This is a genomic window from Phaeovulum sp. (assembly GCF_047638075.1).
Classification (GTDB): Bacteria; Pseudomonadota; Alphaproteobacteria; order Rhodobacterales; family Rhodobacteraceae; genus UBA6197.
The window spans coordinates 1-12,652 of sequence record NZ_JBLJBV010000038.1; the positions used below are offsets into that span (position 1 = coordinate 1).

The 12,652-nt window shown below is 56.8% G+C and carries 7 protein-coding genes and 4 pseudogenes; 6 read left to right on the top strand and 5 right to left on the bottom strand.

The annotated features are described in order from the left end of the window. Positions 1–343: 343 nt before the first annotated feature. Positions 344–1,247: pseudogene (locus ACM62R_RS05620) on the top strand (IS3 family transposase); the annotation flags it as partial. Positions 1,248–1,438: 191 nt separating this feature from the next. Further along, the gene (locus ACM62R_RS05625) at positions 1,439–2,041 is read left to right on the top strand and encodes a plasmid pRiA4b ORF-3 family protein (protein ID WP_415183083.1); all 603 of its coding nucleotides are present in this window, start codon (positions 1,439–1,441) and stop codon (positions 2,039–2,041) included. Positions 2,042–2,723: 682 nt separating this feature from the next. On the opposite strand, the gene ACM62R_RS05630 is transcribed toward ACM62R_RS05625, so the two are convergent. The 4 genes and pseudogenes from ACM62R_RS05630 to ACM62R_RS05645 all read right to left on the bottom strand — a co-directional run bounded on the left by ACM62R_RS05630 (position 2,724) and on the right by ACM62R_RS05645 (position 9,088). After that, positions 2,724–4,730, bottom strand: coding sequence for a multiheme c-type cytochrome (locus ACM62R_RS05630; RefSeq protein ID WP_415183084.1), 2,007 nt, complete (start codon positions 4,728–4,730; stop codon positions 2,724–2,726). Between the two features lie 275 nt (positions 4,731–5,005). Further along, positions 5,006–5,353: pseudogene (locus tag ACM62R_RS05635) on the bottom strand (DUF1214 domain-containing protein); the annotation flags it as partial. Positions 5,354–5,368: 15 nt separating this feature from the next. Continuing rightward, complete coding sequence (locus tag ACM62R_RS05640) at positions 5,369–6,553, bottom strand: DUF1254 domain-containing protein (protein WP_415183085.1); 1,185 nt, start codon at positions 6,551–6,553, stop codon at positions 5,369–5,371. A 27-nt stretch (positions 6,554–6,580) separates the two neighbouring features. After that, positions 6,581–9,088, bottom strand: a pseudogene (locus ACM62R_RS05645) (arylsulfatase). Positions 9,089–9,264: 176 nt separating this feature from the next. On the opposite strand from ACM62R_RS05645, the gene ACM62R_RS05650 reads away from it, so the two are divergent. From ACM62R_RS05650 to ACM62R_RS05665, 4 genes and pseudogenes are all read left to right on the top strand, one after another. Continuing rightward, positions 9,265–10,191 carry a helix-turn-helix domain-containing protein gene (locus ACM62R_RS05650; RefSeq protein ID WP_415183086.1) on the top strand — a complete coding sequence of 309 codons (927 nt, stop codon included), beginning with the start codon at positions 9,265–9,267 and terminating at the stop codon, positions 10,189–10,191. A gap of 149 nt (positions 10,192–10,340) precedes the next feature. Beyond that, positions 10,341–10,667, top strand: a complete 327-nt coding sequence (locus ACM62R_RS05655) for a hypothetical protein (protein WP_415183089.1) — start codon at positions 10,341–10,343, stop codon at positions 10,665–10,667. Continuing rightward, positions 10,625–10,977, top strand: a pseudogene (locus tag ACM62R_RS05660) (transposase); the annotation flags it as partial. The gene ACM62R_RS05655 and the pseudogene ACM62R_RS05660, both read left to right, overlap by 43 nt. A gap of 305 nt (positions 10,978–11,282) precedes the next feature. Beyond that, positions 11,283–12,074, top strand: coding sequence for a glycosyltransferase family 25 protein (locus tag ACM62R_RS05665; protein WP_415183087.1), 792 nt, complete (start codon positions 11,283–11,285; stop codon positions 12,072–12,074). Here ACM62R_RS05665 and ACM62R_RS05670 read toward each other — a convergent pair. Then, complete coding sequence (locus tag ACM62R_RS05670) at positions 12,063–12,524, bottom strand: sulfotransferase family 2 domain-containing protein (RefSeq protein ID WP_415183088.1); 462 nt, start codon at positions 12,522–12,524, stop codon at positions 12,063–12,065. The two genes, ACM62R_RS05665 and ACM62R_RS05670, sit on opposite strands and share 12 nt — an antisense overlap. Between the last annotated feature and the right edge of the window lie 128 nt (positions 12,525–12,652).

Genomic DNA, 12,652 nt, shown 5'->3' on the forward strand with positions numbered 1-12,652 from the left:
TTTGCCCAGCCCCCTCTCGCGGTTTGCTTGCAAACCGCTGCCGGGCAACGGGAGCGCGACCGCCCGTTTCGCAAATGATTGCGTTCATTTGTTGCCCGGCAGTCGATAGCAGTATCGACGAGAGGGGAAGAAAGCCGTGAAGAACTCGGGGTCGAGCCGATCTGCAGAGCACTGCAGTTTGCCCCTTCTGTTACCCGGCAGGCGAATTGCAAAGCAATTCTGCCGAGAGGGCACTTATTATGACCGGCGCGCCATCTTACGCGCCCCGGAGCGGGCATCGCCCCGAGCCAAGTCTGATGCCGCCCTGAGCCTTAAGATCGACAAGGCTTGGACCGACAACCGCAAACTTTATGGTGCGCGGAAGGTTTGGCACGTTCTGCGGCGCGGCGGCGAAGATGTTTCCCCCTCTCATGGTTTGCATGGCAAACCATTGCCGGGCAACGGCTGCACGATTGAGCGATTGATGCGCAGTTTGGGCCTCAGAGGCGTGGTTCGCGGCAAAAGATCATTGCGACCACCCCCGACACGTCACCGCGATGCCCACCCTCTCGGCAGGTTTGGCGTTGCCAAATCGCCTGCCGGGCAATGGACGATAAGGTGAATCGCCTGTTCAAGGCGGATCGGCCAAACAAGCTCTGGGTTTCAGACTTTACCTATGTGCCGACATGGTCAGGGATGGTCTACGTCGCGTTCGTGATTGATGTTTTTGCAAGGCGGATCGTAGCCCTGCGTGATTTGCACGCAAATCCCTTTCGGGTAACAGTTGGCGGACCTCGACATCCATGAAGACCCTATTTGTTCCTGATGCGCTTAAGTAGGCAATATGGCAAAGAAAACGCGTGATAACAAGGATTTGGTTCACCACTTGGACCGCCCCTCTTACGGTTTCCAAGCAAACCGTGGCCGGGCAACGGGCTCGCAACACCTGTCGATAAAGTATACCAAGCGGCTGGCTGAAGCCGACATTGATCTCATGTTGGAACCGTCGGTGATGCCTATGATAATGCGCTGGCTGAATTCGGCATCCATTCGGGGGCTTACGCGGCGCCACTGGGGCCACGGCCCCCCTCAAATCTTCAAAACCGAGATGATCAACCAGATCGGTCCATGGAAATCGTTGCGCGAAGTCGAATGGGAAACCCTGAAGTGGCCTTACGGAGATGCAAGCATCGCCTACCGGCTAATAGGTCGACTGGTATAACAACCGCCGCCTTCTCGGCCCCATCGGATACATCACCCCCGCATAAGCAGACGAAGCATTCTATGCAAACTTGAACACTCTCGATATGGTCGCCTAATTGTTGAACAAATCACCCTCCGGTAAAGTCGGGGCGGTTCAAAATGTGCTCGCCCGCTTGCCGGATATGCCTATGTCACGGGTGCATGAATTGCTGCCTTGGCATTGGAAGGCCGCCATGGAATTGAAGAGGATTGCTGCATGACCCTGGTCGCGCGCCTCAAGGTCACATTATCTGATGTCGAGCCTCAGGTGCTTCGGCGCTTTGATGTGCCGCTGAAGATCAAGCTGAACCGCCTGCACGACGTGATCCAGGCCGCCATGGGATGGACCGACAGTCACCTCTACGAGTTCCGGGCCGGTGGTGTCGGCTGGGGCGTGCCCGATCCTGACGGCTATTGCGATGGCCCGCTGCCCGCCAACAAAACCAGCCTGCTGGATGTGCTCGAAGATGTCGGCACCAGGACCATCCATTACGTCTATGACTTTGGCGACAACTGGCACCATGTGCTCAAGGTCGAGAAAATCGATGATGCCATCCCGGGCGCCGCATATCCGCGCCTTGTCAGGGCAATCGGTGCCTGCCCCCCGGAAGATGTGGGCGGCTTCCCGAGTTATGCTGACTTCCTCGACGCCATAGCAGACCCCAAGCACGATGAGCACGACCGGATGCTGGAATGGCATGGGGGACAGTTCGATCCCGATGAGGCAGATATCGGCCGTATCCTCGACAACTTCGAGCGCCTTGCCCAAAAATGGGCCCAGAAGCCACGCAAACCAAAAGCCGCACCCAGACGCCTCTGATCAATACAGCACGGCCGCGGCCTTCGGCGGATGCTTACGATGTATGAAGGGCACCACGATGAAAGTGACGATGGAAAAGCCAGGCATTACCACGTCCTAAAGCCGCCCGCGCGTCAGCAACGGCAATCCCTTCTCTGAGGCGCTGTTTCGAACCTGAAAATACCGCCCGGACTGGCCGAGCAGGGGATTTGCCACCAAGGCCGATGCTCGGGCCTGGGCAAAATCATTCACCGGCGGGTCTAATGGTGAGCACCTGCACAGCGCAACCCGCATCGCCACGCCGAATGCGCAACACGCGGGCCGTGCACGCGCAACACGCGCCAGCCGCGCCAGTCTTTATGCAACTGCACGCGCGCGAAAACCGGAACGCTGGTCAGGCAAAACCCACAACTGGCGACCCGCAGGGCGTGTCTGGCTCAACCCTGAACGTGTTTCCCGAGCCGATGAAATGACAGACGCCGCCTGAAATTGGCGGGCACCTCCTTTGACAAACGCCGACAGTCCAGCGTCAAGTTGGAACACTTTTACTACGTCGACCTTGGAAACGAAACAGTGTTGGTGACCTGCTTTGCGCGCCAGAAATCCAGAGCCGAGTCATACTCACACGCGAAAACCTGTGGTGATAATCCAAGCGCGAAACCTTGAAAGCCCGATTTCGGACTCAACCTGAATTGACCCACTGTTATTGAGGGGCGAGTTCCACTTCGTATTGCCGAAGCGTCTTGTTATCGGGAAGTATGGCAAGGGCTTTGGCCAAGATTTGTCGCGCGGCGTCAGGTCCGCGCGACGCAGAGGCGATACGGACGAGAATCTCCCATGCCTCTGCGCGTTGAGGGTCCATTCGAACGGCCTCAAAAAACGCGCTCTCGGCGGCCGCAAGGTTACGCATGGTCAGCGCGATCCCTCCAAGCACCAGTTGCGTTTCGGGAAAATCCATCTGATGTGAAATGGCCTTCTGCCAGTCAGCCAGCGCGGCGCGATGGGCCGACGTGATCTCGGGAGGCATCCCTGCAGTCACCCCGCCCAATAACGCCTTTGCCGCTTCGATGCGGACAGCCCGCACGGGATCACTCAAAAGCCCTGCCAAACGCTGTAACCGCTGCTCTTGTGGAGCGCCTTGCTGAGCCTGTATTGCCGATGCCCGCACAAGGGGATCGGGGTCGTCGAGCAACGGCATCAATTCCTGTGCGGTCGCGGCATCCGCCCCCTGCGCCACCAGCCACAGCGCTGTCGCCCGCACGATACCCGGCTGCGCGGTGTCTTTGGCCAACGCGGTCAGATCGCCCTGTGCAGTCACCGGATTCATACGCCCCCGCGCAAGGGTCTCACCGTAATGCGGCCCCCGGTGGCGGCTCTCGGGGAACCGTGTCACAAGAACCTTTGCTGCCCAGTCCGCGCTTTGGTCTGTGTGGCAGGTCGTGCAGGCGTCGGGCGCCCCTGTTGCCGATGCCAGATCGGGGCGCGGGATTCGAAACGAATGGTCGGCGCGCCAGTCGTTCCCCATGTCGCGCCGCTCCACCATGTGACAGTTTTTGCACTCGGCCCCGGCAGTTCCGGGTTCATGGAAATGATGTGCGACGCTGTCGTAATCTTTGGGCGTAACGGAAGGAAAGTCGGGATTACCGGCGGGGGAATGGCACTGTGTGCAGACAGCGTTGCCTTCTGCTTTCAACTTGGTGGTGTGGGCATCATGACAATTCACACAGCTGACGCCAGCCTGATACATTTTTGACTGCAGGAATAAGCCGTAGACATAGGCCTCATCCAGGATTTGGCCATCGGCATGATAGCTGTCGGGATAAAGAAGCGAGAGGTTGTAGGCGTCGTGGTAGGGCGTCCCAGGAAGCGGATTGCCATCGTCAAAAGCCTCGCGCCGCGAATGACAGCCGGCGCATTGCTGGATTGTGGCCTCTGCGCCCTTGGAAAAATCCATGCTGAAGCCATAAGCGGAAAGTCCAGGGGCGACCGCTTTCCCCGCGCTCCAGTCCAGATGCGCCTGCCCCGGGCCGTGACACGCTTCGCAACCGACGCCGATCTCGGCACTGGTCGATTTATAGCTGCGTGTTACCGGGCTATAATTCTTATCATACCCGGTTGCGTGGCACGCTGCACAGCGCGCGTTCCAGGTTTTGTAGGGGCCGGTCCAATGCAGGCCATTGTCCGGTGGCAGGCTTTGGTCCGGGTATAGGTGGAACCAGCGTTTCTGTTCGGTATCCCAGGCGACATCGAAACTTTGGAGCCGCCCGGGCTCTGTTTCCAGCAAATATTGCTGCAATGGTTCTATCCCGGCGACCGAATGAACGGGGTAGTCGCGGGTGGTGCCGTCCATTTCCGTGACGTGCGCATGGTAAGTCCCCTCCTCGATCCTGAATTGGACGCTTATGCCGCTGCCCTCGAACGAAGTATGGTCAAAATCGGCCATGACGGTCGATGGTCCGGGCAACGTCCAGGCAAGCGCGTGGTCCGAGTTAGCCCAGGCGTCTGCAACTGCTTTGTGACATTCGACACAGGCAGCAGAGCCAACATATTCAGGTACCGTCGTTTCCGCCAACGCGGCGGCGACCGGAACGAGGGCGAACAGCCCCAGAAACAGAGCCATTGCAAACCGGGCGCCAATCGTTGCCGCAACGGTGGTCGCCTGGGCACTTTCTGCGGGCAAGGGTTCGGGGCGGGTCCGGTATATTCTCATGTATCAAGCAGCCTTTGAAATTGATCCCGACCCGACAAGAACATTCGGCCCTCGCTTGACCGGGCGAGCCTGCCAACGCACCTCCTGTATGACAGTTTACCGCGCCCATCCAAGCAACGTTCCGCACAATCTGGCTTTCTGCGCCCGAGACGTGCACCCGATCCACTGAAGGGGTCCGATGCCCGGTCGGGCGAGGAGCGACGTTCTGGTTTGCCCAGAGAGAGAGAGCGCGAAGGCGCCAAATATCCACAATTTCTCCCTCTGGGCAATTCCAACTATTTTGCGATTTCCTCGATTTCACCTGGGCGCCAGCTCATGTCGAACCAGGGCTCTAGCGGGCCGTAAAGGCGCAGGATCGTGTTCCAGGTCTGGCCCGGCACGGTCTGGACCCAGTTGGCTTCTTTGCCTTCGGGCGCCTCGGGGCCGAACCAGACGTCGACCGAGCCGTCCTCGTTGACCAGCAGATCCTTGTTCTGGCTGGAGACCGAGGGCTTTTTCTGATCGGTCTGGATCATCGAGCGGGTCTGGTTGGAATAGAGGATGACCGACCAGAAGTTCTTGACCGGGATGTCTTTGGGCAGGTGCAGCCGATAGTTCTTGTCACCGTCCAGCGCGGCGCCGTTCTTGTCATGCGCCGTCTAGGCGTAATTCGAGCCCTCGCCGACCATCTTCGTCTCCATCGCCGGGGTGACGCCGGTGGCCATGAAATAGAAGAAGTTGGCACCGTCCAGGTTGTTTACCCCCGGCTGGGACTGGAACTCGTAGCCGCCGACAAAGGCGACCTGCCAGTTGCTGTCGTCATAGATGAAGAACTCAGGCGCGCGGGTGTGGAAGGCCACGGTGCGCGCGGTGGCATCGCCGACTGCTGCCGCCTCGGTCAGGATGGCCTTCATCCGCTCGTCGGGCGCAAAGGGCTTGCCCTTTTCGATGCCAATCGAGGCAAAGAAACCTTGCGTCACCGGATCGAGCGTGTCCACCGGCTCCTTCTGGATGACCTTGTTCAGCATCTCCCAGAAGGTGTAATCAGCCGGGTTGACCATGTTGAAGGGCTTGCCGGACATGTTGACGAATGTCGGCGTTTTAGGGTCCTCGCCGGGCGCGTAGATCTTCGTATTTGCCTTGACCAGATCGACACCCGGCTTGGGGTCGCCGTTCTCGAGGAAGCTGCGCCAGACAACCCACATGTTGTAGGTGGGCGCGGTCACCACCTCGATGTAATCGCCTGCGGGGGTGTCGCCTTTGAAACCCGGCGGCAGGAACAGGTATTTTCCACCTGCGCCCTTGTCCTTGCCGGTGATGCCGACATCGTTCACCCAGCGATACCACATGTCATCGACCAGCCCCAGCACTTTGGGCGGCACCTCGACAACCAGCGGTCCGTCGGTCAGGTCGATCCAGAACCAACTGTAGACGGTGTTGTCATTGGCAGTCAGCTCGATGGTGCGCGGATCAACCAGTTGCTCCCAGATCGGGACGGTTTGGTTGACCGGGCCCATCGCGGAGATGGCGTCGAGATTGCCCTTCTGGTTCACGATCGGCAGCGCCAGCATGTAGGACTGCACCGCGCGCTGGAAATCGAGATTGTCCCACAGGACCTGCGCAGTTGCGTCGTCGGGATAGCCATAGTCGAACTTCAGCGTGCCGAGCCGCGTCTCGACGCTGTCGGGCGCGGCGACGCCCGGCGGGATCGGGGTCTGGTAGGCGTAGTCCTCTGCACAGGCCGCGCCGGCGACGAGTATAATTGCGGCAAAAGTCGATGTTAACCTTATCATTTTCGATGCTCCATGAAAGTTTGCGGCATGGCAACCTTGCTCGGTCGCCATGCCGTGTTTCAACAATCCCGACAGGGATCAATCGCTGGCTTTTTTCATCGCCGCCTCAAGAGCCTTGATGTCAGCCTCCGACAATTCCGGCCGGTCAAGCTTGAGCGTCAGCTTTTCCAGTTTGCCCGTGAAGGCGAAGGGCGGTTTGTAATCCGCGTCATTCACGCCGGTCAGAGTGTCCGAGCCGACATCGAAGGATTCGTCCCACTGAAGGATCATCGGCAGGGTTTTTTCCATCTTCTTGCTGTCGACGACCTTGCCATCCACTTTGAGGGTTCCGGTCCCGGGCCGACCAAGGCCCTCAAAGCTGTTGTACTTCAGCGTTCCCACGCCTTTGCCGTCATAGACAAAGTCGAATTCGACCGTGTGCTTGCCGGGGCTCAGCGCGTCCGGGCCCTCCCACTTGATACGTTCCAGATCCAGCATGTTCCACAGGAACACCGGCTTGCCCTTCAGCAAGTAGAAACCGTATCCAGCGAACCGACCGCCAGAGGTCAGCAACATGCCTTCCGCACCGCCTTCAGGCACGTCGATCTCTGCCGTGATCGTATAGGAAGTGTTCAGCAAAAGCGGCGAGTCGCCTTGCGGCAAACCGACCATCGGATGAGTGTAGACAAACTCGGACCGACCGGAGGTTATGTTCGGACGCGGCGCGATAACACGGGCCGCCACGGACGCATCCATCGGGAAGACACCATATTTCTTGGCTTCTTCGACAAACAAGGCCTTCAATTCCTTGACCTTTTCAGGGTTTTCGGCAGCGATGTCAGTCGACTGGCTGTAATCCTTGGTCAGGTCATAGAGTTCGAGCACTTGATTGTTCAGCGGATCGGTGTTGGCCGGGCCATAGGCTTCCCACGGTGCGCGGTTTACCTTTGTGCTGAGCAGCCAGCCTTCGTTGTAAAGCGCCCACTGGCCCATCATCTCGAAATACTGGGTCTTGTGATGCGAGGGTTCCATGGCGTTTGCCGCATCGAACGTGTAGGCAAAGCTGGTGCCATCCATCGGCCGTTGCTTGATACCGTTGACAGTCTCCGGCGCCGGGATTCCCGTCACCTCAAGCAAGGTGGGGGTGACGTCGTTCACATGCAGGAACTGCTCGCGCATGCCGCCCTTGTCGGTGATTTTTGCCGGCCAGGACACAACCATGTTCTGACTGATACCACCCAGCCGCGACGCGTTCTGCTTGAACCAGGTGAAGGGCGCATCAAAGGCCCAGGACCAGCCCGCCGACATGTGATTGCAAGTCTGCTCTGTGCCCCAAGTATCATACCATTTCATCTGGGTTTCGACAGGCACGGTCACTCCGTTGAAGAACGCAACCTCGTTGGGTGTGCCTTCCGGCCCGCCCTCGGCGCTGGTCCCGTTGTCGCCGTTGATATAGATGATCAGCGTGTTGTCGAACTTGCCCATTTCCTTGATCGTATCCACCACACGACCGATTTCATGGTCAGTGTAGGCAGCATAGGCGGCAAAGATTTCGACCTGCTTGATATATAGCTTTTGCTCGTCGGCGCTCAGGCTGTCCCAGTCCTTGAGAACGTCGGTCGGCCAAGCCGACAGCTGTGTGTCCTCAGGAATGATCCCCAGGCGCTTTTGGTTTTCAAAGATGGTTTCTTGCAGTTTGTTCCATCCGCCATCGAACAGGTGCATGTCGTGAACCTTGTCGACCCATTCCTTTGTCGGGTGGTGTGGCGCATGATTTGCACCCGGTGCGTATTTAAGGAAGAACGGTTTTTCCGGCATGGTCTGATTGATGCGGTTCAGATAATCGATCGCATCGTCCGCCATCGCGGTTGTCAGGTTCCAGTCTTCTTTACCTTCAAACGGATAGATCTGTGTTGTGTTGCGAAACAGGTTCGGCTGCCACTGGTTGGCATCCCCGCCCACAAATCCGTAGAAATATTCGAACCCCATACCGGTCGGCCATTGATCGAACGGCCCCGCCTGGCTTGCGGCATAGGCCGGCGTGTTGTGATCCTAGCCGAACCAGGATGTCGCATAGCCATTATCCAGAAGGATTCGGCCGATCGTCGCTGAATCCTCCGGAATGATGCTGTTGTAACCGGGATAGCCGGTGGCCTGCTCGGAGATCACCCCGAACCCGACCGTATGGTGGTTACGCCCGGTGAGCAGCGCCGCCCGCGTCGGTGAACATAGCGCGGTCGAATGGATGTTCGTAAAACGCAGGCCTTCCTCGGCGATGCTGTCCATCGTCGGGCTGGGAATGACGCCGCCAAAGGTGCTGGGCACACCAAACCCCGAATCGTCCGTGATGATCAGCAGGATGTTTGGCGCCTCCTGCGGGGGCACGATGCGCGGCGCCCACCAGGGCGTTGATGTCAATGCGCCGTCGGTGATCTTGCCACCGAATTCCGGGTCGGGTGCGGGCAGTTGGCTGCCTTCAATGGTTGTTGTGGCGCTTGGCGAACCAAGCGTTCCCGTCACCGTCTGGACCCCGACAGCCAGCGGCATTGTTGCCGCCCACGCAAATGTGGCGGCAACCACAAGTCGTGGAAATAGATTACTCGGCATCGAATTTTTCCCTCATATCAATCTAGTCATTCGAATATTCGCACAGGTTATGGCAAGTTATTTGACATCTCGCGCCAAAATCGTCTTTTATAGGCGACGAACCACAAGATTGAAAAGTATGGCAAAAAAACATTCCCCTCATCCGCACCGCAGCACTCGCGCCTTTTTTGCTCTGGATGCGGGAACGCGGGCTGAGCTGGAAGGCAAGGCTTCGCGATGTAGGCCTTCCGGAGACGTTGTTGTTCGAAAGGGAGCGGCCCATTCCGTTGCTCGCCGGGACACGGTTCGTCGCCAATGCCAGCGAGACCGAAGGGCCGGATATCAGCTGTCGAGTCCTAACGGACACCTCTTTCGCGCAACTGGCCACCCTGGGCCGCGTGGTGATCGGAGCCAGAACCCCGCGCGAAGCCTTTGGCAACATGATGCGGTTTTACCCACAGCATTCCTCGCATGAACAGATCGTGGTCCTGCCCAGCGACGGCACGGAAACCATGCGGCACCGGTTTCTGGTAAATCTGGACGATACCGCGCTGCACGTCTGCCACCAATATGTTGCCGCACTGGTCCGCGCAGTGATGGCCGATACCGGCCTTGCAGACTCCAGACCTCCATTCGTGCAGTTGACACCGCACCCGACATACGGCCTCGACCATCTGCACAAATACCTTGGCAAGGCAGTTTCGCCAGCGGTGGATGGAACCCTGACCATGACACTCGACAACCAGGTGCTTGACCGGGCGTATCTGCGTCGGTCTCTCGGACGGAAGGCCTTTGAGATCACTCCGATCTGCGGCGATGGCTCGCTTACATATGCCCTGCGCACGATCCTGCCCGGAATTCTTGATCAGGGGCCCGCCCATATTGCCGAGATCGCGGCCCTTGCAGGCACCAGCCCGCGGTCGTTCCAGCGACAGCTGGCTGCCGAAAACACCTCGTTCTCTAAAGAAGTCGACAGGTTACGCCGTGAACAGGCGCTGAACCGGTTGAAGCACAGCGGTGATAATGTAGGCGATATCGCGGCAGACCTTGGCTATAGCGAACAATCCAGTCTGACACGGGCCATGCGCCGTTGGACCAGCAAGCCTCCGCGCCAGATGCGTTGAAGCAGGCTGGATCTGGCATCATTGGCAGTATCGCGCCGATCCCGCATCACGGCACAGGCGCTCATCATCCATGCGATCGCGGACCTTTCCGGCAACAAGGCCAGCTCCTCGGCAGTCTTCGCCTGAAACTCTTGGCGGTACACGACGACGTGTGGACAGAACCCTTGGCCGACGCGGCGGCGGTATCGGTTGAAACAGGCCGGGCCGACGCGTTGCGAAAGTGGTTGCTGGAACGCTGGCACCATCCCTATACAATGATGCGCGATCTGGGGCGGCGGGGGCCAAACGCGCTGCGCAAAGCCCCAAAGGCCAAGCCCGCGCTGGGTATCCTTGAAGGTCACGGCTGGATTGTAGCGCTTGCCCCCGGAACCCTGGTGCGTGGTGCGGCGTGCAAGCAATCTTGGCGCATTGTGAGCGTGAAGCCCATATCAACGCTGAGGCTGCATTCGACGACTTCATCGCGACATACGGCGTGAAATACGGCTAGGTCGCGGCCAAACTGACCAAAGACCGCAACGTGCGACAGGCATTCCATGACTTCCCCGCTAAGCATTGGAAACACATCCGAACGACCAACCCAATGAGCGCACCTTCGCTACGGTCCGGCATCGCACCGGCAATAGCAAAGGATGCCCCAGCCGCAAAACGGGCCTTGCCACGGCGTTCAAGCTGATGATGTCAGCCCAGACCAAATGGCGCAACCTCAACGGCGCGAACCGCATGCCTGAGATCATCCATGGGATCGAATTCAAGGACGGGATCAAGCAACTCCAAAAGGCCGCCTGATCACACCGTCACCAACTTTCGCTCATAGCTCGCGCTCCTGCGCCTGCAAGGGCTCAGCATCACCTATGAACACCAAAGCAAGGACCATCGTCGGGTTCTGACGCTAAAGGCAAGACAGCACCATCAACATTGATAAAAAGCACCAGATCGGGGCAGCCTAAAGGTTGACGTAATCAACCGCGGTAAATACGAATGATGAAGCCTGCGGAGGCAAAGTTGAACTGACTAAATACTCCCTAAAAACTCACCCATGACATACCCCGATACTAAGTGACAGACGGCACAAGAAAAGGACGATCCAGGAAATGGAGACGACGAACAAGTTATCTACATACCTAATTAATCTGGATCGGGCGACAGAGAGACTTCAGGCCACCCATAAGGAGATCAGCACTGCCAAGCTCTCTTATGAGCGAATCTCTGCGTTTGATGGGCGCATACTGACCGATGACCAAAGATCAAGGTATGACGAGGCATTAGCTTTTAAAACCTCAAGTCGATCTCTGGCAGATAGTGAAATAGGATGCTACCTCAGCCACGTCAGAGCAGTCGAACTTTTTCTAAAAACAAACTCGGAATACTGTCTGGTGTTAGAAGACGACATCAAACTGCACCCAGATTTCACAGTTACCCTGATGGATCTGATGGGGTTTCTTGATCAGCATAAGTCCAATAACTACGATATCGTTAACCTGTGTAATGAGCCCAAAAGGCATTATAACAAAATTCGCGAAATTAGATCTTCCAACAGTAGTTTTATCCTCTGTAGGGCGCATTTCTTTCCAGTATTAACAACCGGAATCTTGTGGAGCCGAGATGGCGCAAAGAAGTTTATCTCGTCATGTTATCCCATTCACTCACCGATTGATCAATTCTTAAAAGATTGGTGTATTAAAAATGACAATGGGCTGTGCTTTCTTAACCCGCCGATTGCAAGCAGGAATGTCGAAAGTCAAATTGACTTCAGTTCGCACCGTACTGGCGCAAAAAGGAAAAATTACGCCATAAATTATTTCATCACAAAGCAAATAAGAAGTTTTCGAAACAAGAGATTGGCTCAAAAATCTTATATAAGGTTTCAAAAGCTACTCAAATAGCTCAAAGTCCCTGCAAAAGAGGTCCTCCAACCTTTTGATCTGGGAAGCGGTTGGTGAATACCCCCCCTTGGATACATTTTTGCGTTCAATCGGTTGCATTTTCAGATCGACACCACGATCTTTCAGCCGGTGGGTGATAGTTGCCATGTCACGGTCCAGATTTTCGACACGACCCAAAAAATCATACGATAGAAGATCAGGCCTAACGTTATAAAACTGCGGACGGAAATGCGGATCTATTCTATCCATATCCCCCTCAAAACTTCTCGTAAGATAATTCAAAAATATATCAAAGTTGTATTCGTTATCCCTGCTGGTATTGAAGCCAAACTTCTCGATATACGGAAGATGCCTTCGATGTTGTTTGTTTTTGAAGTCAACAAAAAAATTATTAAAGGCGCTTACTATCCTCCTAGTGGGGTTTCGCACAAAACTGAACTTAAAGACCATTGGATCACCCAACGCAGTCACAACGAGTCGCGTGTGCCGGGATCCCTGCAATATCTGTCTACACTCGTGTATGGGCGGTGTCAGCAATTCGTGTTGGCGCGAGGGCTTGAAGCGAGCAGCAGCCTGAG

Excerpts from the sequence above, each read along its gene's own strand:
- ACM62R_RS05625 (WP_415183083.1), top strand. The coding sequence starts at position 1,439 with ATGACCCTGGTCGCGCGCCTCAAGGTCACATTATCTGATGTCGAGCCT.
- ACM62R_RS05630 (WP_415183084.1), bottom strand. The coding sequence starts at position 4,730 with ATGAGAATATACCGGACCCGCCCCGAACCCTTGCCCGCAGAAAGTGCC.
- ACM62R_RS05640 (WP_415183085.1), bottom strand. The coding sequence starts at position 6,553 with ATGGCGACCGAGCAAGGTTGCCATGCCGCAAACTTTCATGGAGCATCG.
- ACM62R_RS05650 (WP_415183086.1), top strand. The coding sequence starts at position 9,265 with ATGCGGGAACGCGGGCTGAGCTGGAAGGCAAGGCTTCGCGATGTAGGC.
- ACM62R_RS05665 (WP_415183087.1), top strand. The coding sequence starts at position 11,283 with ATGGAGACGACGAACAAGTTATCTACATACCTAATTAATCTGGATCGG.
- ACM62R_RS05670 (WP_415183088.1), bottom strand. The coding sequence starts at position 12,524 with ATGGTCTTTAAGTTCAGTTTTGTGCGAAACCCCACTAGGAGGATAGTA.